This window comes from Sporolactobacillus sp. KGMB 08714 (assembly GCF_036598985.1).
Taxonomy (GTDB): domain Bacteria; phylum Bacillota; class Bacilli; order Bacillales; family Sporolactobacillaceae; genus Sporolactobacillus.
The window spans coordinates 1-21,466 of sequence record NZ_JAUUBW010000041.1; the positions used below are offsets into that span (position 1 = coordinate 1).

Genomic DNA, 21,466 nt, shown 5'->3' on the forward strand with positions numbered 1-21,466 from the left:
CGTGAACTGAAAAAGGAAAAACGTTCTGCCGAAGAACGCTATCGGATTCGCTTGAAAAAAAGTCAACCCATTCTTCAAGCTTTTTCGGCATGGCTTCAAAAGCAGGCACCCAGGGTGCTGCCGAAAAGCGCCCTTGGAATCGCCATCAAATATTGTCGAGAACGCTGGGAATCCCTCAATGCTTTTCTTAAAGATGGCCGACTGGAATTGGATAATAATCGGGCCGAACGCTCAATCAAACCCTTTGTAATCGGAAGGAAAAACTGGCTGTTTTCTAACACACCGAAGGGTGCCAAGGCAAGTGCCATCGTATACAGTGTCATTGAAACCGCTAAGGAGAACGGACTTCGACCTTTTCAATACTTATCCTATCTCTTTGAACAACTGCCAAATCTTGAGCAAGTCACAGAAGAAGCCATGGATTCACTGCTTCCATGGTCCAAGACCCTTCCGCCCGAATGTCGGCTGACCACAGAAGCATCAAGAGTATAAAGAATAACCCTCACTTTTCAAGGTGGGGGTTATTTGACGCTTACACTTCTCTAAAAACAGGAGAAAAATTTACATTTTCTAGTCTATCTTCTAATAGAAAAATAAAAGTTCCTGTTAATGGAGATAAATTCTTTAATAAGCATATTGCTGTGGTTGGTTCTACAGGGTCAGGAAAATCTCATACACTTGCAACTATTATTCAAAAGGCTGTCTCGGAGAAAGATGGGGAATATAAGTTAAACAATTCACACATTATTATATTTGATATACATTCCGAGTATAAAGCTGCTTTCCCTACAGCCAACTATATTGATATTGATAATCTAAAATTGCCTTATTGGTTGTTAAATAGCGAAGAACTTGAAGAATTGTTTATAGATACAGAAGCAAATGATCATAATCAAAAAAATGTATTCAAGCAAGCTATTGTAAATAATAGAAAGATGCACTTTACTGGTGATCAAAATCAAAAGGAAAAAATTCACTATGACTCCCCGTTGTTTTTTGATATCAATGAAGTGCTTACTTATGTCTCAAATAGGAATAATGAAAAACATTCAAATAATGAAATTTTATGGAAGGATGAAAATGGAGAAGAATTTAAATTCGATGATGACCATTTATATAAGCTATTCTCTGCTAAATTGACTCCTTCAGGTAAATCTGCAAGTGGATGTATGAATGGAAAGCTCATAAATTTCCTGAATAGACTGGAAAATAAAATTAATGACAAAAGATTTGACTTTATTCTCGGAGAAAAAGCGAAAAATACAACTTTTGAAGAGACACTAGCCGACTTACTGGGTTATAGTGATGGCAAAAAATCGAATGTTACAGTTATTGATTTAAGTGGAGTACCTTTCGAGGTACTGAGTATTACAGTTTCGCTAATTTCCAGGATAATTTTTGAGTATGGATACTATTACAAAAGACTAAGATTTAAAAATAACCCAGATGAAAAATTAAATAACGATGTTCCAATTCTTCTTGTTTATGAGGAAGCACATAAGTATGTGCCAAATAGTGATTTAACAATGTATCGATCGTCAAAGAGATCCATAGAACGAATAGCAAAAGAGGGGAGAAAATATGGTATTACTTTAATGTTAGCAAGTCAAAGACCTTCAGAAATATCTGAAACTATTTTTTCACAGTGCAATAATTTTATTGCAATGAGGTTGACGAATCCTAATGATCAAAGTTATGTGAGGAAACTGTTACCTAACACGTTAGGAAATCTCATTGATAAAATGCCATCGCTAAGGGCTGGTGAGGCTCTGCTTATTGGGGAATCGGTTGTTCTCCCTTCGATTGTGCAGATAAATGAATGCTTAATGCCGCCCTCTTCTAGTGATATTCCATTTTGGAAGTTGTGGAAAAAAGAATGGAAAAACATAGATATCCCAAATCTTAAAAAAGAATGGTATAAATAGTTTTTTCTCACACAAGCAGCTGCTGTTGACAATTGGTTTTAACAAAAGTTGACGTAATTGCCTATGTTAAAAGGGGGAAAGGTTCATATAATACTACTTACACGAGATATTCCCTCTAAATACCATCAAACTTATGCAGTGTATATATACCTCATAATTTGCGTTTTCAGTTAAATTGTGGGATCGATAATTCATCGTCCTTAATGCGAAAGATAACATAAGTGATTTGATATTGTGAAAAGCTAAATTTACTATAATTAGATTTTTTAAATAATCTTATATAGTAATTATATATGGATGAGAGATTTAGTGCTGCAACTAAGAGAGAAAGTGTTGGATGCAGTGAAAAAAAGTCTTATGAACTTGATTTTTTTCTAAAAACTTAAAAATATAATTATCAAAAAAACGAACAATATTGGCATGATCATCCCGAAAGTGGCCAATCCCTTTATTTCTCATATTATATAAATCGAGTTCAATTTAGTAAGGTCACTTATAAGCAGGAGCAATATGAATGATAGTCCTTTTCATCATTTGACTTATCTCTTCTTCTGCTGCAACTGCCGAATTTTGAAAAATTACAAACGAAGCTCTCCCGATGCCTTTTTTGTATAGTCTGAGCCTCTTCCATTCTGACACCGGAACCCCCATCTTGAAAATCAAGATGGGGGTATTTGGCGCTTGCCAATGTTTACACCTTCAATCACATATTGATCTCTGTACACATTTTTTCAGCTGACTTAGCAACATTTTGGTATTTTCTAAATATGAAAGCGATTTTAAACTTAAATTGAAAGGAGGGGACAAGATGAAAGAAAAGAATGTCCATATCGTTCCTCATACTCATTGGGATCGTGAATGGTATTTTACAAATGCACGCTCTATGGTTTACTTAATCAGTCAGGTAAATGAAGTAATCGACGTTTTAGAAAAGAACCCTGATACTTATTATTATTTGTTAGACGCACAGAGTTCTTTGATTGAAGACTATTTATCCTTTTATCCGGAAAAACGTCCGGTTTTGGAAAAGTTGATTGGCAGTCAACGGCTATTGATCGGTCCCTGGTATACGCAGACTGATCAAATTGCTGTGGCGCAGGAGTCGATTGTCCGTAATCTGTATTACGGTATCGAGTTTGCCGGACAATTGGGACATAGTATGATGATTGGCTATGGTCCGGATATTTTTGGCCAGGGCGGCAATATGCCGCAGATTTATCGGAAATTCGGTATCAAATCGGCCATTATTTGGCGGGGTATCGGCCATTCCAAACTGAAACAAAATGAATTTCTGTGGAAAGGAACCGACGAGACCGAAATTTTGGCGATTCAGATGCCTTTTGGTTATTTCTACGGTGCTAACATTCCGGAGACCAGTGAGGAATTGAAACATTTCAGCTCCTTAATGATTCCTAAATTGGAACAACGCAGTGCTTTTAATCAGCTTTACATGCCGAATGGGTTTGACCAGTTACCGATTAATCACCAGCTGAATCAAATTGTGGCTAAGTTGAATGGGATTGATTCTGACCGCCAATACTTGATATCTTCTCCTGAAAAATATTTAGCAGAGCTCTGGAAAGATATACGCTCACAAGGTGATAAAAAACTGCCGAGGGTCACTGGCGAGCTGCTTGATGGTGAAGACTCGAGAGTCCATAAATCTATCTATTCGACCCGGGCCGACCTCAAGAAAAAAAATAATCAGCTGGAAAATTACGTGACCAATGTGTTGGAACCGCTATCTGCGCTCGGCTATCTTTGCGGCCTTTGCTACCCTCAGCGTGAAATTGAACGTGTTTGGAAAATATTATTTAAAAATGCCGCTCATGACAGTATAGGCAATTGCAACAGTGATTCCACCAACTTTGACATTGGTGCCCGGAACAAATCAGCCTATGATTTTGCTCGGAATATAGCTGAAAAAGTTATGCGGGATATCAGTATGAACATCCGGACAGACCAGGACTATTCCTTCACGGTTTTCAATCCCTTGCCGGTTCCGCGAAGCGAGTTGCTTGACACATGGGTTTATCTTCCTGATGGAAACTATCATTTTGAAGATGTAGATGGACATGAGATTCCTTATGAAATCATCAGCCAGCAGGATCAAAGCGACTACGTTCTGCATCAGGCCGAATTGCTGACACCGACCATGTATCGCAGCCATGAGAAGAAAAAGCTGCCGCAAAAAGTTTATTACACCCATATTAAATTCTGGGTTGATAACGTTCCCGGTTTAGGGTACCGGCAGTTCTATTTGCATTCTGATACGGCGGCGGAACCGGCTGCTTTTTGTGAGAAAAAGCAGAATCAGATTGAGAACGAGTACTATCAAGTATGGTTTGATGCCAGTACGAGAACTTTCAGTGTCAAAGCCAAGAAGACGGGTCGCGTTTATCAGCGCCAATTTGAAATTATCGAAAATGGTGACGGAGGGGATTCCTATAATTATTCTCCGCCTGATCAAGATTTGTCCATCACTTCGTCGGAGGCACAGGTCGCCGAAATTAAATCTCACTTTGGATCATTGGCACAATCTATTGCCGTTCAGATGAATTTTCAAGTACCGCAGGATTTGTCGGCAAGGGCACGGCAGCAAAAAAACGGTCAAATGCCTTTGAACTTATCTGTCAGCTTGAATCGGCAGGATCCGGTGGTTCATGTTTCAGTCAAAGTCGTCAATCAGGTGCTGTCGCATCGGGTGCGGGTCAAATGTCATACCGACATTCACGGCCAAGGCTCACTGGCCGATGGCTTATTCGGTACAGTTCAACGACCTTTTGTGCATCCGCAAGCCGCTCATTGGCAGCAGGATCATTGGGTTGAAAAGCCGATCGAACTGAATCCGCTGCAGTCATTTGCTGCTTTGAGTGATGCTCATGCGACTGTAGCTGTTTTGACGGACGGTGTGCGTGAGTATGAAGTCACCGGTGAGAACTATTCGGATCTGATGCTGACCTTATTTAGAACGTACAGTTATATGGGCAAGGAAGAGCTGCTCTATCGCCCGGGACGCGCTTCCGGTGAAACGATCGTGCCGACGCCTGACGCAGAAATGCCGGGACGGCATGAATTCTCGTTGGGCGTTTACTATTCAGATCAATTGTTTGATCAGGCTGAAGTGGGACAGGTGTCCAAGAAGCTCTTTAGCCCTCTGCAGTGTTATGAATCGGCCCCATTTCTTAATAGCCGAATCCGCTTTATCCGCAATGAACCCGCTGTCAAGAAATTGCCGGTTCAACAGGGATTCTTGGATATTTCAGGGTCAACAGCCGTAGTCAGTGCCTTGAAAAAAGCTGAAAAGGACGGCGGTGTGATTATTAGATGTTTCAATGATTTTATCCGGAGTTCGGCGACTGTTGTATTGCCGCCTGATGCTGAATCCGTCGATTTGGATGAGGCGACACCCGCAGAAGCGAACGACAGTATCCATCAGTTTACCTTGAAACCCAGTGAATTTAAGACTTATAAATTAGTGATAGGCGATGAAAACAGTGATCATAACACCAGAACTCATTGATATGGATATCCAGGCAACCGATAAACTGACAATCATCGACCAACTGACGGAACTTGCCAGACAAAATGGACGTCTAAACAGTGCGACGGGTTATCGTCAGGCAGTCATTGATCGCGAAAATGAGGCATCCACTTCATTGGGTTATTCTTTGGCTGTGCCGCATGGCAAAACCGATGCTGTCAAGTTGCCCTTTGTTTGCTTTGCTAAATCAAACAAAGGTGTGCTATGGAACCGGCAAGTCGTCCATCTCATTTTTATGATCGGTGTACCCGAAAAGGAGAAGGGAGATCATTATTTAAGAATTTTAGCCAATATTGCGAGAAAAGTTATCAATCCGGAGTTTCGTCAAAAATTGATGCAGTCAACGAATAAGCAGGAAGTTATTGGTATCATCGCTTCCAGCGAAAATGAGTAGAAAGGAAATGAGCAAAATGAAAATTATTGGTATTACTGCTTGTACGGCGGGGATCGCCCATACGTATATGGCACAAAGTGCATTACAGGATGCAGCCAGAAAAGCCGGATATGATTGCAAAATAGAAACCCAGGGGGCTATGGGTGCTGAAAATGAATTATCGGCGGCTGATATTGCTGCTGCCGATGTCGTAATTATTGGTGCTGATATCGGCGTCGAAGGCCGTGACCGTTTTGAGGGCAAGCCAATTTATGAAACTTCAGTATCTTCCTGCGTCACTGATCCGAAGAAAATAGTGTCTGAAGCGATCAAACTTATTTAAAACTGGAAGGAGTGGGCACAATGAATAAAGCTTTAAGTCAAATCAAGAATCATGCCATGACAGGTGTTTCCTATATGATTCCCACGGTCACTGTCGGTGGGATTTTACTCGCCATTGCACTGGCTTTCAGTGGCGGGGCCAATGTGACGAATCCACTGCTGGCCAATATCGAAACCATCGGTTCGGCCGGTATGGCGATGCTGGTTCCTGTACTGGCCGGATACATTTCTTATTCGATTGCCGGGCGCCCCGGCCTGGTCCCGGGACTTGTTTTAGGTTATTTGGCCGCCAATCCAGTAGGGAGCGGGAAAATCTCGACAGGATTTTTAGGCGGCTTGTTGTTAGGTTTCGCGGCCGGTTATATGGCTAAATGGGTTAAAACCTGGAAAGTTCCGGCTTTTCTTAAACCCTTGATGCCGATCATCATCATTCCTCTGATCGTGGCGGCCGTCATAGGGCTGCTCTATATCTATGTGGTCGCGGCGCCATTAGGATCTTTGGTCACATTTATCCAAGTCTGGCTGAAGGGTATGTCGACGGGAAGCACGGTGATCTTATCTATCATCATAGGATGTATGATATCCTTTGACATGGGCGGCCCGATGAACAAGATTGCGTATACTACTGCTGTTGCCCTGATTGCAACAGGTGACGGCCGACTCATGGGGATGGCCGGAGTAGCCATTTGCATTCCTCCTATTGGTTTAGGAATTGCTTCGCTGATTTTAAGAAACAAGTTTACTAGTGAAGAGAGGGAATCAGGAAAAGCTGCGATTGTGATGGGAGCCTGCGGTATTACCGAAGGTGCGATTCCGTTTGCGGCCACGGATCCGTTGCGGGTGATTCCGTCAATTATGCTGGGATCAGCCATAGGATCCGTGATTGCGGGACTGGCCAGCGCAACCGATATGGCCCCATTGGGCGGCCTGTTAGTTCTGCCGGTAGTTCATCAGCGCTTAATATATTTCGCAGCGGTGATTATCGGAGCAGCAGTTGTCGTTCTGATGATGGCACTTTTGAAGAAGAGGATTAAGCAAAATATTAATGTGTAATGTTGCTGATGGGGGATGTGCTGCGATGAAGCCGCGTACTTTGAGGATACTCATGATGTTGATAGATAATGCCAATCAAAAAGCCATCTCCCTTCATGATCTGGCAACCATGTTCCGTGTTTCGGAGCGTACGATTGCAAATGACATTAAGGAAATTAAATCACAGCTCTGTGTGAATGCTGCTGTGACCGTTCAGAATAAACGGGGTGCAGGCTTTATGATCTCTGCAGCACCGGAGCATCTGTTACGCATTAAAAACAGACTTAAATCGGCGACCAATCCGCTGACCGCGATAACACGGCGCCAACAGATCAAGATTGCACTTTTATTGAATCATAGCCGGACTTCGATCAATCAATTAGCGGATAAGTATCACGTCTCCCGAAGTTCTATCGTTCGAGATTTAGAAATTATTAAGGATGATTTAAAGCAGCAGCACTTGACCATGAAGGCGGATTACCAAGGAACATCTATCGTTGGCGATGAAGCGGTAATCCGTGAGGTGCTGCGTCAAATCATTAAAGATTATCAACCGCTGGATCAACAAACCGGTTTTTTTAAAAGTCGTTTGAAGACGCGCCTGACAGCGACGACCTACTTACGTCTTCAGGCGTTATTTGGCAGTGAAAACATTTTTAAGACGGAACAAGTTTTACTTCGATTCGAAAAAAATGCCGCTTTTCACCTTAATGATGCAACCTATAGTAATTTGATGACACATATTTTGATTATTTTAGCGCGGAATGCTCATCGGCGGTATAATCAGACCTATTCCGGTTTGCCCGGTCCGCCGAATTCCAAATTGGCCACTCTCTTTACTCTACTTGATAGCCAGTTTCCGCATATCTTTAGCCGGGATGATCTAAAATATCTCAATCAGCACCTGGTGATGTCGGGAATTCAAAGCAGCATCGGTCCGGATTTATTGGTGGATTTTCTGAATCGCTTTGATAATGGTGCTGAAAAATTTGCTGAAAAATTGATTACTAAAGTGTCGGCAATGTTAAGATTAGACTTAACGCAGGACCAGGAATTGTTTCTCAATCTCAGGTCGCACTGTTTTGCAATGTTTGAACGGCTGAAAAAGCATCAAGCATTCGCCAATCCCTTGCTCGATGAAATCAGGGAGAACTATGCTTCGTTATTTGGTGTTGTACTGCTGGCAGTTGCGGAATTATTAGATCAAGAAAGCCACAGCCAATTATCGCAGCAGGTTCCAGAAGCAGAAATAGGCTATTTAACGGTCCATTTTCAGGCTTCCCTGGAGAAAAATGTGAAATTGAAACGCGTGATAATCGTCTGTCCGGAAGGAGTCGGTTTTTCCCGCTTGATTCAAAATAGAATCTCATCAACGTTGCCGCTGATCAAAGTCGTTGATGCGGTTCCCTATAAGAACATTACCAATTATGATTTAAGCCCTATTGATTTTATCGTTTCGACTTTGCAGTTTGACAGCGCTGTTCCTGTGGTGCAAGTATCCAATTTTTTGGATTCCGACGATATTAACCGACTCAATACATTTATTATCGATCATCCACAGCAAATTAAAAAGAATCAGCTCGGTCCGTTTATTAGAAAGACCTGTCTTTTTCCGCAACAGATTTTTACGACGCGCCATGAGATCCTTGCCTTTCTGACCCGCCAGCTGCGAGTTCAGGGCTTAGTGGAATCGGACTTTGAAAAATCGGTATTTAATCGTGAATCTATTATGCCGACGGAGATTGGCAAGGGAGTCGCAATCCCTCATGGTGCCAGCAATTTGGTACTGGATCCGACGATTTGCGTGATGACTTTGAAACACCCCATTCAGTGGCAGAAAAAGTGGGTTGACTGTGTCTTTTTACTAGCTGTCAGGTTTGATAACAGTTTGAAAAATAAGGCAGCCATTAACAGTTTATATTACTTAATTAATTCAGAAACAACCATGACGCGGCTGCATCAAGCAAAAACAGCAGAAGATCTATATGATTGCCTGACGGCTGACACTATTAATTAGCTTTAAATTAATTATGGATATAGAAGTGAATTCTTTTTAAAATAGCAAGGTACCGATTTTAACGGCATCTTGCTGTTTGATTTTAATGAGTCAATCGTTTTCTACATATCCGGACTTCTGCAGTTAAACAAGGCAAGAAACAGCCATCAATCTGCATGGTTATGCGGTCTCTGGCTGTTTCTATTTGTCGCAAAGTTGTAGGAAAATGTATCTTTTTTTCAACCGGCTTAAAATTTTTTTGATTTTCTTGAGCGGTTGGCGTTTCTTCTCAAAATCAATGTCAAATGTCTAGCCCGGTTCAGCCGACATGTCATCGTAAGTGACCCAAGAGATAATAAGTTCTTGGGATCGGACTGCAAAAGAGTTTTTCTCAGACTTTCCATCAGAGTGGAGACACAAATACTTTCTGTTCGGCTCTTCCAGAATGACGGATCAGAAAATGAGTCCCAATTGTCTTTGTGTAGGATTTGTCGGCACGGGCACGTCGGCAAAAAAACGGTCAAATGCCTTTGAACTTATCTGTCAGCTTGAATCGGCAGGATCCGGTGGTTCATGTCTTCAGTCAAAGTCGCCAATCAGGTGCTGTCGCATCGGGTGCGGGTCAAATGTCATACTGACATTCACGGTCAAAGCTCACTGGCCGATGGCCTATTCGGCACAGTCCAACGACCCTTTGTTCATCCGCAAGCCGCTCATTGGCAGCAGGATCATTGGGGCGAAAAGCCGATCGAACTAAATCCGCTGGAGAGCATAATGAATAAAGCTCTAAGTCAAATTAAGAATCATGCCATGTATTTTTCTATATGATTCCAGCAGTCACTGTTGGTGGGATTTTACTCGTCATTGTGCTGACTTTAGTGGCGGTGTCAATGTGACGAATCCATTACTGGGCCAATATCGAGTTCATCGGTTCGGTCGGTATGGCGATGCTGGTTCCCGTATTAGCCGGGTATATTTCTTATTCGATCGCTGGGCGCCCGGCCTGGTACCAGGATTTGTTTTAGAGTATCTGATAAGGTTTGAAACCCGTTTTCAATGTGTACCAAATTTTCTTAGCATTCAGAGTGCCTTTTTTTACCCGAAAAAAGTCGGCACAAAAAAGGCCGGGGATGACACCCGACCGTTCTTTGTGAGACATTCCGGGTCCGAACCGCTCCATTCCCGGACAGATTCTGCATGCAGTTTACGCAGGCATTAGATTAAACGGGCCGAGATCAGTCGACTGACCAGATCGTTTATTTCATGTTTCTTCATATTTTTAAATTGTCCGGATTCGAGCTGATCGAAATCTTCGATCAGGAAAAAGGCTTCCAGGTAAAGGGTTAATGCCCGTTTTATATAGCTTTCACCCGTCTCACCTTCGAGCTGCGAGATGCCGGCAATCAGCTGCAAGGCAAATTGATGAGCGTCGATCTTCACAGGACTTCCCCCCAAATGTTTGATGCTGGGCCTTAAAGTTTGAATCTGAACATATTCCAAGACAACGGCTGCAATGTCGCCGCCGCTTCGGAATTATTCAATCGGACATCGGTCAGCGGACGGATTCTCATTCTTCCGTCACGATTGTCCGCTTTTGGTGCATAACCCGCAAATTGTGTCGCTTCAGCGATCGAAACCGGCCGTAGTTCTTTAAAATTTATAGTGAAATCCAATGTCTCCGTCTGTGATTTATTTTCAGCAAAAACCACCACTTCAGCGGCATTATCATTGTATACTGCAATGCTGTCCAGAAACGGAACCGCATCAAATTCACGCGAGTGATACGTTTCCGTCTCTACATGTGAGCTAAGCGCGACGCCTCTGCCATAATTGGCAACCTGCAAAAACGGATAGAAAATGGACTGCTGCCAGACACCGCCGTCATTCTCAGTCATGATCGGGGCAATCACGTTAACCAGTTGTGCGAGGCAGGCGATCTTCACGCGATCACTGTTCTTCAACAAAGTGATCAGTAAACTGCCGACCAACAGGGCATCTTCGAAGTTGTAAATATCCTCCAGCAGATGAGGCGCTGTTTGCCATGGCTTGATTCTCGTATCCGCTTTGTTTGAATGATACCAGACATTCCATTCATCGAATGAAAGATTGATCGTCTTTTTTGTCCGTTTACGGGCTTTGACTGCGTCGCAAATTGCCACAACGCCTTTAATAAACTGATTGAGATCAATATTTTTGCCGAGATAGTTATCCAGCTCCGCCGGATCGTCATCGTTATAATAACCATAGTAGCGATGCAGAGACAGGTAGTCGACATTATCGTAGCATTGGTCGAGCACCGTTTTTTCCCACTCGCCGAATGTCGGATTTTCAATGGACGAACTGCCGCAGGCTACGAGCTCAATTGATTCGTCGACTCTTTTCATCGCCTTTGCTGTTTCATTGGCAAGATGACCGTATTCATTGGCCGTCTGCATCCCGATTTCCCAGGGGCCATCCATTTCATTGCCCAGACACCACGTATGGATTGCGAACGGCTGCGAACGGCCGTTGCGCCGCCGCAAGTCGCTGTAATAAGTTCCCCGGGGAAAATTACAATATTCAACCAGATGAGCCGCATCCTCAATGCCCCGCGTACCGAGATTGACGGCCATATTCGCTTTGGCACCGGCCTTTTCTGCCCATTTCATAAATTCGTGCAAACCGAACTGATTAGTCTCAATCTGCCGCCAGGCCAGATTCAGCCGTGTCGGCCGCTCGTCTTTCGGACCGATGCCATCTTCCCAATTATACTGCGAGACGAAATTACCACCCGGATAACGGATAATCGGCACTTTTAACTGTCTGACGGCGGCAATGACATCTTTCCGGAAGCCGTCTTCGTCGGCAGCCGGATGCTCCGGTTGATAAATGCCTTCATAGACAGCACGTCCTAGCTGTTCAATGAACGATCCGTATATTCTGTTGTCGATCGCCGCAATCTGTTCCGTAGGGTCAACCTGTATGCTGCCTTTCATAATCTGTTCCCTCCGACTTTAAGATTATGCCTCTTCAAGCCCGCCTCTTCGTTGATTCAATTCCACTTTAATTGATGTTTCCTGCTTCTCATATTTCGTGTAAGCCATCGTAATAATCGCACCGACAATGAAAAACAGGGCGGGCAGCCAGCTGATACAGAACTTGATCGAGCCAAGTGTTGCGGCCGATTGAACGGCCCCCGCTTTATAGCCGAAGCTGCCCATAATCAGTGCCGGAACCCAGCCGCCGAGCCCCTGCCCGACTTTAATGGCAAACGAACTGCCGATCGCCGTCAGAAACCCGCTTGCCCGTATTCCATTTTTCCATTCGCCAAAATCGACCGTATCCGCCAGCATGGCAAAAGGCATTGACACGGCTACCCCTGTGCCGATTGAAGCGACGCTCCAGGAAACAGCCAGCATGATCTCCGACTGACCGGTGAAGTTAATCAGGATTTGACCCAATGCAGCAAGTAAGAATCCGATAATCAACGTTTGTGTTTTCGAGATATGCTTAACAACAAAAGGTATCGCGACCATGCCGACAATCTGGAATAATATCAGTGCATTTAGTACCGAGGCAAATTCTTTGTTGCCCAGATTATACTGAGTATAGTAGACCAGTGCCGACGTTCGTGACGCGTTGCCAAGCCAGTAGAAAACAAAAGCGACGACCAATATAAACCACGGCCAGTTGCTTTTCGCCGCCCGCAGGCTTTGCTTGATCGGCAGTGGCTTTTCGCTCGCCGCATTGATCTCCCGGGTATCGCCGAAAGCAAACAGTAACAGCGCCAGACCGATAAGTGCAAACAAAATCGTCGTTATCCGGAATCCGACAACATCGTTTCCTTTGCCTAAGAACGATACCAGTGAGAGCGTGAAGGTAGCGGTGACAAAAAATCCGGCCATTCCGCCGATCATCCGCACTGAGTTTAAACGGACGCGAGTATCTTTGTTGTTGCTTAAATTAGGCAGGATTGAACTGATCGGCGTGCCGATGCCGGTGTAGCAGATCCCAAGAAGCAGATAAGTGATTAAGCCGTAAACAAATTTTCCATTGGCCGACAGATTGGGCGACCAGAACATCAAAACGAAGAAGAGAGTAAATGGTATCGATATCCATAGCCAGTAAGGCCGGTTCTGCCCCCATTTCGTATGTGTGTGATCAATGATGAACCCCCAGATCGGTGCATCAAAGGCGTCGAGAATGCGGGCAACCAGTAAAATGAGGCCGGCCGCCACCACCGATAGCCCGAACACGTCCGTGTAATAATACAAAACAAAAGTTGTAACCGTACAGTACAGCAAGTTCCCTGCTGTATCCGTACTTGCATAAGCCAAAACACGATGAAACGGCAGTTTGTCTGTCTTGCCGGTGCTGTCTGAAACCGAATGATTCTGACCCATCGTCTTTTCCCCCAAATCCTGATATATTTAAAAGGTGCCTGAAGGACAGGCAAGATGATGCTATTTATCCCCCCCTGATCGACACACCGGTTCAAAATGATTTACAACCAGCAGTCGAAGATGATGACGAAGCGAAAAGTCAAAAGATTGAGAGCGCTTTAAATCTTCGTTAATTTAAAACTGGCTAAACCGACGCTATTATTGTTTAAATGTCTGACATCTTTGTTAGAATGATTTCGGTGCCTTCATCTCTCAACCGCTTCTTTCTTTTGCAATATACCATCCATGTAAGCGGTTGAAAATATAAATAATGAATTGTTGATTATAAAATATCACACAGGGAGTCCTCTTTATGAGCACTGCAAAACCGTTGTACCTTTCGCTCTCATGCATCCCGCTGCCTGTATTTATCGAGGGCGGCGTTGCCTATTTTAAGCCCGGAGAGCGACATCCAAATCGAAATGATCTTCCCTTTTTCATTCTCGTCATTATGAAAAAAGGCCGCATGTTTTTGGCTGAGGAAAAGCGGAAATTTATCGTTAAGCCCCATGAAATGTTTATCTTTCTGCCGGACCGCCATCATTATTCCTTTCAGGCCTGTGATGAAGACAGCGAATATTACTGGCTGCATTTTCTCTGTGTCGGCCGCTGGCAGCAGGACGAAAAACCGGCGGAACAACAATCGGTGATCAAAATACCTACATTGCATTATCACACGACTAATCATACGGTCTATCTCGCTAAACACCGCAGACTTAGCAATATCCCGGAGATTTTTGCAACAGCAGAAAAACTGCTGCATTCCACAAACGAGAGTGAGTCGTTTTCATTCTGGCAGGTACAAGAATTATTCCTCGATTTGTTGCAATATGTTCAGCTGCCCGCCGTTCAGGAAAGCTCGGTGACCAAAATTGCGCTTAAAGTGGAACGGTACCTGCGCGACCACTTTGACATGAAAATCACCAATACTAATCTTGCGCAGCAGTTTCACATTCATCCCAATTACATCGGCCGATGTATGAAGCAGACGATCGGCATTACACCGATGAAATACCTAAATCAGGTCCGCATTGAAGAGGCTAAGAAGCGGTTGCTGAATACCACGCTGTCGATCAAACAAATTGCTGATCAGTGCGGTTTTCAAAATGTTTATTATTTCTCCAATCTGTTCAAGAAAGTGATTGGCATGCCGCCGATGCACTACCGGGAAATTAACGGCATTACAAAAGATGATGACTGATGGATCTGCTCTTTTATAAATTTAAAAACTGATAATAAGCGTCATGCCGTTTCAATATTAAGTGTTGAATTTTATAAACAAAGTGTCGAAATAAATATTTTATGAAACAAAACGCTGAATTAAGCTTGAAAGGCAGATGGGAATTCAGACATCGGCAGCTCGTCAATAAACGAAATATCTGCGAGACTATCAAAGAAAAAAGTGGGGAGAAAATCATGGAGACCACATATTTCGATCTTTCATTCAATCAGCACGGGGCCTTAACTCGTCTGACAATGAAGAACGATCCGCACCACATGAACTGGGTTATCGATCCTGATTATTTGAAGCAAGTCGGCTATCGGGATGCCGATAAATTGTTCGGCGAATTCAATCTGACGGTCGATCATCAATCCCTTTCAAGCATTCACTTCCAGCCGGTCGTAGAAAGCCGACAGGAAAGAACAACCGTCACCTTCAGCTTCGGCCGGGCAGCTGTTCGACTGACTTATCGGCCGGGATTGACAGACGAAACACTGGATTGGTCGATCGAACTGATCAATCATTCCAATCGACCGCTGCTTGTCGATCATTTTGCCGTCTGGGTTTCCCTGGCTTATATCATGTTCCGTGATCAAAATGTGCTGCGCAATATGAATGATTCCGCCGCTGTTTTTCCATCCATTTCCGCCGATTTTACGAAACTGGCGGCCGTGCGCCGCAGCGGCAAGGCGCCTCACCTGGGAGTCTATCAGTTGTCCGGGAAAACTTTATCGGTCGGCACCTACTGCGAATATACAAACCGGTTTTTTGAAAACGTTTCCCCCTCGCTGGACGGCATGCTTTTTCACCAATTGATTCTGGCAGGCGGATATCACAAAGATCAGCAGCCGCCGACGGACTGGATTTATAACCACGACGGACTGATACTGTCACCCGGAGAAACAAAACAGTGGCGCTACCGGCTCTGTACGCTTGCAGACCGCAACGATTTTTATGCCCGTGCCATGGCTTTCGGACACCCGATCATCCGTTATCAACCAATGATTAAAGAAAATGAACAAGCACAGTTGACCTTGACGATGCCTGAAAATATAACCATCAGGCAGGTACATGTCAGCTATAGAAATGACGATCGTCTGATCAGCGAAGACGTTAGCCGCTATATTGAGCAAGACGGCCGGAACGCCTTATTGGCCTTTCCGGCTCAGGGGAGCGGTGAGCATAAAATCACGATTACGTTCGACAACGGAAAACAGGACTGTGTGGTGTTCAATGTCGTCCGTTCATTGCGGCAGATGCTGGACGAACGGGTGGATTATATTTCCAACACACTGTATCAGGGAGCGGACGCCAAGGTCCCGTTCAGCTTCATTCCGCTGTCCAATCAAGGTGAATCGCTCGGCAAATTGAGTCTTGTCCTGCAAAAAAATTTACTGGATCAGGGGCATTTAAATAGCAGACAGATCCGGCAAGTTGAAGCAAGCGCCGTAAACTATGTCCGGCCCAAGTGGTTTATCAACGGCGATTTTCGGAAACCGCGCAAACTGTACGGCAACTTTTACCGGGTGATGGACTTTGAATATATCGGCCACATGTTCTTTCTGCTGTCGAAATTCGATAACACGGTGCTCAAGCTGCACCATGCAGACGACTATCTGCAGTGGGCTGCCGATATTTTCAATCTCAGAGTTAACCCTGCGCTGCACGATGACCCGCGGGCACAGTCGGAGACGCAAATGCTCGGCGTATTTTTCCTCTATATCAACGACTTGCTTTCCGAACTAAAGCAGCGGGGTTTGACGGATAAATACGCAACGATTAAAAAATTATGGGAGCAAATCGCCGATAAAGTGGATCGTGAAAGCGAAACGTATCGCGCAGCCGTCACGGAACATTATTACGACAATGCCGGTTTCGGACCGGCGGCGGGTGCTTTAAGCAATACGGGGCACACGGACGGTGCCCGTCGGTACAGCCGGCTGTTGGAAGCCAATATCGGATTCAGCAATGATTTCCGCGCTCAGGCACCCGATCGTTGGTGGGAAGCGCTGTCATACATGATGCACGCACTATGGGGCGGAATAGTTTCGGCAGCTATGCTGCAAGCATATGATTTTCTGAAAGATTCAGCATACCTGGAGGCCGCCTATCGGTCGACCGTTGCTATGCTCTATTGTTACGACACGCAGGCGACGGCAACCGGCAAGCTGGAAAAAGGCGCCGCCGCTTCCACCTACAGCATCGCCGGTCCGAACCTGAATCGTCCTGATCTGTCGCGGCAGCGTTTCGGCCAGTCTGCCTTTGCCAGCGACGGCGGTATCTTTACCCGCCTGTTTCCCGAAGGCGATACGGGCCATGCGGATTGGGACATGGGGGAAGAGCTGGTTGCCTATCTGAATGGTTTTGGTTGTAAAACTTATCTTTATACGCGCGCCGGTCAGCTTCGCGTCATCAACGGACGCCTTGAGGCAAACAGCGACGGTTCGTATACCATTTTCAGTTTTGCACCTTATCCGCGCGAATATATTTTTACCGAACAAAATTTGCACTATACAACGCCGGAAGGGATACTTGCTCCGGTTGTTAAATTCATCGATCATCAGTTTGTCCGTGCGTAAAACTGTTTGCTCCCTGTCTATCTGATCAGCGAAAAATCGCAATCCAGCCTTCATAAAAGCTTCACAGCCGTCAAACGGGCACAGCTTCTTTATCAGGAGCTTGTGCCCGTTTGACTGCATTTATATAGAGCAGAGATCTGTCCGTTCAGCCGCAAAAAAGCCTCACCAAGTCAGCTATGAATACTGACCGACGAGCCTTAGAATATCAGCTTTCAACTGCGCTTCGTCACTCTTTTCACCCTGCCAATTATTAAAATCGATATGTTTTCCCATATAGCGGAGATGGTCGCGCCAACCTCGCAGCAATTGCAAGTACAAGTTGCCGACATAGTTCTCATCTTCACTTGCCCCGGGGCCGAAATAGTGATTATAAGCGGGAAAAATATCCGAAGAAACGGCATAATTCGATTTATCGCAATTTTTATCAGCACTGACAACAGCAGGATCTCCATCATAAGTGATTATCAGGCGATTAGGCCTGGCATCGCTGCCGTTTTTTATGACATCTTTGACATCCCGGAGACAGAATAAAACGTTTGCAGGGCGTCGATCACGAAAAGCCCGGACATTAATAAGGGAGGGAGGGGCAATCAATTTTCCGTTTTTTAATCGGGGAACGACGATTTTTCTGTCTGAATTGCCCAATTGGCGCCAATGTGCCCGCAGATAATCTATTGCACGCGAATAATCGGCAAACACATAGAGATCGGTGCTTCCGTCCGCCGCTAGGTCGCGTTTGGCAAATTGCCTGTTTTTCATATAGAAAAAGTGTTCTCCTGAAACAACAATTTCGATTAAAAAAATCATGGTTGTGTTCCTCCAGTACATCGATTTCATTGAAAGTGACATGAACGCTCCGGACGTCCCTTTTTTACTTGCACAGTAATATTGTTTCTACCCTAGTATTATACAAAGGGCCGCCTCGATCAATCGGGGAGCATGCATTTTCTTCAATCACCACAATAGCCATATAAGGCCAACAATTTTGCCCTGTCACTAACGTATCCATGCTTTGTCATACGATTGCGTAACCAAACCTCTATTTTTTTGTGAGCGTTTTATACTATGCTAATGACATTGAGCCCCGCAGCTCCACATCTTATTTCTTAGTACGAGAAGATCAATTTTATGGCGCATATTTCAGATTCGCGGATGAATCATGGAATAAACTGTTTTCTTCAAATAATCCATAAAATACGAATGGACATTCTGGACGATATATTTTAACATAGGTTCATCATGGCATAGACTTCAACAATTTTGATATCTTTCATTTCAAAGTATTACCTGATGATGGGCCGATTACGGAACTCTGCAAATGATCTTGGATATTTTGCGGCGGAAACGATTTGATACCGCCGAGTATCTGATAAGCTATTACCGGTTGCCGGGACCATCATTTCTCCCGTATTTTGTTTTCGGCTGCCGACCTGACTTCATTATAGCGTGCTTAAGACGTTTTTTCCGGTACAACCCTAGAAGATTAATTTCCACGCAGGGAACCCCGTTGTGCAATGGCTGGTTCAACCGCAGATAGTCTCTGAATGTCGTCCCATGAACTAGAAAAATGGCATAGCACCATAGATCAACACCGCCCCGAGAATCGGCCGTTTTAAATATTGGTGTCATAATCCATTTGACAAGATTCATATGTGTTGTAGTCGCTGCACTCGCAGAAGAGATAACGTTCTTAAACGTATCCGGAATATCTTACAGTACCTGCAACCTAGGATTTGAAAACACACGCTAGTAGATCGATTCATAAATGGTAGAAGGCTTATGGCAGATATACTGGGGACAGCATTTATGGGCAACCGGTTATTTCTGTCAAACTGTTGGGACAGTAACGGAAGAAACGATTAAGCAATATATTGAAAACCAAGACAAGGGTTGGTGTATAAGCATTTAGTTCAATTCTTTTGCCGATGGTTCGTTTTTTCAAACTGTACGTTTTGAGACAAAATAAGAGGCTGTCCCAAAAGATCGGCCAATATTGTTTCCCAACAATATATGTTCTGGATATTTTAATAATTGTCTTGATGACATTATTTACTGGTAATGACAAGGTCGTGAAAATGCAAGTGATGCCCTGAATACCGGATTTACCATTAATCAATTACAGGCTGGAACTATGGGTTCATCATCTGGGGGAAAAATCGGTTCAAAAAGCGGTCAGTCTCCCGCCTCGGGCGAGCAGGCATTGAACAAAATTTTTTCCATTCTTGAAAACGCCTTCATCATGTGTTATAAAGTAGATGTACTAGGTAAAACGTTTTACATAGAAACCTCTAAGAAATCTCTACAGAAACGGAAATCGGTAATCTTCTTTTTAAGGTTAAATATGAGCAGTAAAACGTTTTACCACCTTGATAATTTTGTAGAACAGAAGGTGAAGTTCCCATGGTGAATCACGTTGTCATACTGGGCAGTATCAATGTCGATACAATTCTTCAGATTGAGCGCCTGCCGTTACCCGGCGAAACATTGACGGTGCATGATAAAAGCAGTGCACCGGGCGGGAAAGGGGCGAATCAGGCTGTCGCCGCGGCACGCAGCGGGGCAAGGACGAGTTTTATAGGTAACGTGGGGGATGACGATCAGGGTCGGATGATGCTCAAACATTTACGGGCCGATCACATTGATACGTCGCATATTAAGACGGATCAGCAGGCCGCGACCGGCGCGGCGTCTATTTTGCTGGATACGAACGGCCAGAATAGCGTTTTGGTGTATGGCGGCGCTAATCAAACGATTTCTGTTGATGATATTTATGAAAGCGATTTATTGATTCGCGATGCGGATATGCTTGTCACTCAATTTGAAATCCCAGTTGGTGCGGCACTTAAAGCATTTGAAATTGCTAAAAAGTATCGAGTGACGACTATTTTGAATCCTGCACCGGCACAGGACGTTCCGCATGAGCTTTTACAGCTTACGGATTTGATTGTTCCTAACGAGACGGAAAGCCGGTCTTTGACCGGGATTGCCATTACGGACAGGCAATCAATGGCGGCAACCGCTGAATGGTTTCGTGAAAGAGGCATCTCTAATTTAATTATTACCCTGGGAGACAGGGGGGCTTACTATTCGACGCCTGTTGATAGCGGGCTGCAAACAGCGTTCCAGGCAAAGGCAGTCGATACGACGGCTGCCGGAGATACGTTTATCGGTGCGCTCGCTTCCCGGCTGGATAAAAGCTTGTCCAATCTGCCGGAAGCAGTGAAGTTTGCGCAGCGGGCCAGCTCGTTAACGGTACAAAAGATGGGGGCCCAGCCTTCAATTCCTTATTTAGAAGATATCCGGATCGCACAACAATCGAGGGAAACAGACAGAAAATAATATTTAAGAGGTAATGAATCATGAAAAAAACAACGGTCATTAATTCACAATTATCCGCAGTGATTGCCGGGATGGGGCACATGGATTGGTTGGGAATCGGCGATGCCGGCATGCCGGTTCCGATCGGTACGCCTAAGATTGATTTAGCCGTGACAAACGGATTACCCAGTTTCATTGCCGTATTGAAAAATGTGCTGAGTGAGTTAAAAGTGCAGCGCATTTGTTTAGCTGAAGAAATGAAAGAGCAAAATCCCGATCAACTTCAGGCAGTCAAACAATTATTGCCGGATGTTGAAACCGTATTTGTCCCGCATTCCGAACTTAAAAAGAATTTATCGCGTACGCATGCATTTATACGAACGGGTGAAATGACGCCCTATTCCAATATCATTTTAGAGTCCGGTGTCACTTTTTAACGGCTTGCCCAAGAGTATCGCGGTTCTGATAAGCAAAAAGGAGGTATTCTTTAATGGACAGCTTGGTCATTAAGCAGCATCATAGTTGGAAACAGCTATCCGATGGTTATCTAAGTCGTACGCCTCTATTTCAGTTTATTCTCGTCTCGCTTATTTTCCCGTTGTGGGGAGCGGCAGCCAGCTTAAACGATATCTTAATTACTAAAACTTGAAACACCAAAAACAGTGTTTAAGCCTTATCCGATAAGGGGGTAACACAAAAAATAAAAGCATGAAC

Annotated in this window: 17 protein-coding genes and 1 pseudogene; 14 read left to right on the forward strand and 4 right to left on the reverse strand. The window is 44.3% G+C overall.

Going from position 1 to position 21,466, the window contains the following annotated elements; translation table 11 throughout:
* From Q6A92_RS15835 to Q6A92_RS15870, 8 genes are all read left to right on the forward strand, one after another.
* On the forward strand, positions 1-492 hold a 492-nt coding region (locus Q6A92_RS15835; protein ID WP_332238675.1), incomplete at its 5' end, for an IS66 family transposase.
* A complete protein-coding gene (locus tag Q6A92_RS15840; protein WP_332238676.1) occupies positions 435-1,925 on the forward strand; it encodes an ATP-binding protein in 1,491 nt (496 codons plus the stop codon). The genes Q6A92_RS15835 and Q6A92_RS15840, both read left to right, overlap by 58 nt.
* 808 nt (positions 1,926-2,733) lie before the next feature.
* Positions 2,734-5,448, forward strand: coding sequence for a glycoside hydrolase family 38 C-terminal domain-containing protein (locus tag Q6A92_RS15845; RefSeq protein ID WP_332238677.1), 2,715 nt, complete (start codon positions 2,734-2,736; stop codon positions 5,446-5,448).
* Positions 5,414-5,863 (forward strand): PTS sugar transporter subunit IIA, encoded by a 450-nt coding sequence (locus Q6A92_RS15850; RefSeq protein ID WP_332238678.1) that lies wholly within the window; start codon positions 5,414-5,416, stop codon positions 5,861-5,863. Before Q6A92_RS15845 ends, Q6A92_RS15850 begins: the two co-directional genes overlap by 35 nt.
* Before the next feature lie 7 nt (positions 5,864-5,870).
* Positions 5,871-6,185, forward strand: a complete 315-nt coding sequence (locus tag Q6A92_RS15855) for a PTS fructose transporter subunit IIB (protein ID WP_332238679.1) — start codon at positions 5,871-5,873, stop codon at positions 6,183-6,185.
* Between the two features lie 20 nt (positions 6,186-6,205).
* Positions 6,206-7,237, forward strand: coding sequence for a PTS fructose transporter subunit IIC (locus tag Q6A92_RS15860; protein ID WP_332238680.1), 1,032 nt, complete (start codon positions 6,206-6,208; stop codon positions 7,235-7,237).
* A 25-nt stretch (positions 7,238-7,262) separates the two neighbouring features.
* The gene (locus Q6A92_RS15865) at positions 7,263-9,233 is read left to right on the forward strand and encodes a BglG family transcription antiterminator (RefSeq protein ID WP_332238681.1); all 1,971 of its coding nucleotides are present in this window, start codon (positions 7,263-7,265) and stop codon (positions 9,231-9,233) included.
* Positions 9,234-9,785: 552 nt separating this feature from the next.
* Positions 9,786-10,040, forward strand: a complete 255-nt coding sequence (locus Q6A92_RS15870; protein WP_332238682.1) for a hypothetical protein — start codon at positions 9,786-9,788, stop codon at positions 10,038-10,040.
* Positions 10,041-10,427: 387 nt separating this feature from the next.
* On the opposite strand, the gene Q6A92_RS15875 is transcribed toward Q6A92_RS15870, so the two are convergent.
* The 3 genes from Q6A92_RS15875 to Q6A92_RS15885 are packed head-to-tail and all read right to left on the reverse strand — an operon-like array spanning position 10,428 to position 13,594.
* Positions 10,428-10,652 carry a hypothetical protein gene (locus tag Q6A92_RS15875; protein WP_332238683.1) on the reverse strand — a complete coding sequence of 75 codons (225 nt, stop codon included), beginning with the start codon at positions 10,650-10,652 and terminating at the stop codon, positions 10,428-10,430.
* A gap of 32 nt (positions 10,653-10,684) precedes the next feature.
* Positions 10,685-12,187, reverse strand: coding sequence for an arabinosylfuranosidase ArfA (arfA, locus tag Q6A92_RS15880; protein WP_332238684.1), 1,503 nt, complete (start codon positions 12,185-12,187; stop codon positions 10,685-10,687).
* Positions 12,188-12,211: 24 nt separating this feature from the next.
* Positions 12,212-13,594 (reverse strand): MFS transporter, encoded by a 1,383-nt coding sequence (locus tag Q6A92_RS15885; protein ID WP_332238685.1) that lies wholly within the window; start codon positions 13,592-13,594, stop codon positions 12,212-12,214.
* 352 nt (positions 13,595-13,946) lie between these two features.
* Here Q6A92_RS15885 and Q6A92_RS15890 point away from each other — a divergent pair, with 352 nt between their 5' ends.
* Complete coding sequence (locus tag Q6A92_RS15890; RefSeq protein ID WP_332238686.1) at positions 13,947-14,834, forward strand: helix-turn-helix transcriptional regulator; 888 nt, start codon at positions 13,947-13,949, stop codon at positions 14,832-14,834.
* Positions 14,835-15,049: 215 nt separating this feature from the next.
* On the forward strand, positions 15,050-17,434 hold the full coding sequence (locus Q6A92_RS15895; RefSeq protein WP_332238687.1) for a hypothetical protein: 2,385 nt from the start codon (positions 15,050-15,052) through the stop codon (positions 17,432-17,434).
* Positions 17,435-17,608: 174 nt separating this feature from the next.
* On the opposite strand, the gene Q6A92_RS15900 is transcribed toward Q6A92_RS15895, so the two are convergent.
* Positions 17,609-18,241, reverse strand: a complete 633-nt coding sequence (locus tag Q6A92_RS15900; RefSeq protein ID WP_274399715.1) for a hypothetical protein — start codon at positions 18,239-18,241, stop codon at positions 17,609-17,611.
* Positions 18,242-19,223: 982 nt separating this feature from the next.
* On the opposite strand from Q6A92_RS15900, the pseudogene Q6A92_RS15905 reads away from it, so the two are divergent.
* From Q6A92_RS15905 to Q6A92_RS15920, 4 genes and pseudogenes are all read left to right on the forward strand, one after another.
* Positions 19,224-19,343 (forward strand): annotated as a pseudogene (locus tag Q6A92_RS15905) (transposase); the annotation flags it as partial.
* 491 nt (positions 19,344-19,834) lie between these two features.
* A complete protein-coding gene (gene rbsK / locus Q6A92_RS15910; protein WP_332238688.1) occupies positions 19,835-20,773 on the forward strand; it encodes a ribokinase in 939 nt (312 codons plus the stop codon).
* Positions 20,774-20,793: 20 nt separating this feature from the next.
* Positions 20,794-21,189, forward strand: coding sequence for a D-ribose pyranase (rbsD, locus tag Q6A92_RS15915; protein ID WP_274399718.1), 396 nt, complete (start codon positions 20,794-20,796; stop codon positions 21,187-21,189).
* A 53-nt stretch (positions 21,190-21,242) separates the two neighbouring features.
* Positions 21,243-21,401 (forward strand): hypothetical protein, encoded by a 159-nt coding sequence (locus Q6A92_RS15920; RefSeq protein WP_332238689.1) that lies wholly within the window; start codon positions 21,243-21,245, stop codon positions 21,399-21,401.
* Positions 21,402-21,466: the final 65 nt, after the last annotated feature.

Coding starts and splice junctions, on each gene's coding strand:
- Q6A92_RS15840 (WP_332238676.1), top strand. CDS start 435: ATGGTCCAAGACCCTTCCGCCCGAATGTCGGCTGACCACAGAAGCATC.
- Q6A92_RS15845 (WP_332238677.1), top strand. CDS start 2,734: ATGAAAGAAAAGAATGTCCATATCGTTCCTCATACTCATTGGGATCGT.
- Q6A92_RS15850 (WP_332238678.1), top strand. CDS start 5,414: ATGAAAACAGTGATCATAACACCAGAACTCATTGATATGGATATCCAG.
- Q6A92_RS15855 (WP_332238679.1), top strand. CDS start 5,871: ATGAGCAAAATGAAAATTATTGGTATTACTGCTTGTACGGCGGGGATC.
- Q6A92_RS15860 (WP_332238680.1), top strand. CDS start 6,206: ATGAATAAAGCTTTAAGTCAAATCAAGAATCATGCCATGACAGGTGTT.
- Q6A92_RS15865 (WP_332238681.1), top strand. CDS start 7,263: ATGAAGCCGCGTACTTTGAGGATACTCATGATGTTGATAGATAATGCC.
- Q6A92_RS15870 (WP_332238682.1), top strand. CDS start 9,786: ATGTCTTCAGTCAAAGTCGCCAATCAGGTGCTGTCGCATCGGGTGCGG.
- arfA (WP_332238684.1), bottom strand. CDS start 12,187: ATGAAAGGCAGCATACAGGTTGACCCTACGGAACAGATTGCGGCGATC.
- Q6A92_RS15885 (WP_332238685.1), bottom strand. CDS start 13,594: ATGGGTCAGAATCATTCGGTTTCAGACAGCACCGGCAAGACAGACAAA.
- Q6A92_RS15890 (WP_332238686.1), top strand. CDS start 13,947: ATGAGCACTGCAAAACCGTTGTACCTTTCGCTCTCATGCATCCCGCTG.
- Q6A92_RS15895 (WP_332238687.1), top strand. CDS start 15,050: ATGGAGACCACATATTTCGATCTTTCATTCAATCAGCACGGGGCCTTA.
- Q6A92_RS15900 (WP_274399715.1), bottom strand. CDS start 18,241: ATGATTTTTTTAATCGAAATTGTTGTTTCAGGAGAACACTTTTTCTAT.
- rbsK (WP_332238688.1), top strand. CDS start 19,835: ATGGTGAATCACGTTGTCATACTGGGCAGTATCAATGTCGATACAATT.
- rbsD (WP_274399718.1), top strand. CDS start 20,794: ATGAAAAAAACAACGGTCATTAATTCACAATTATCCGCAGTGATTGCC.
- Q6A92_RS15920 (WP_332238689.1), top strand. CDS start 21,243: ATGGACAGCTTGGTCATTAAGCAGCATCATAGTTGGAAACAGCTATCC.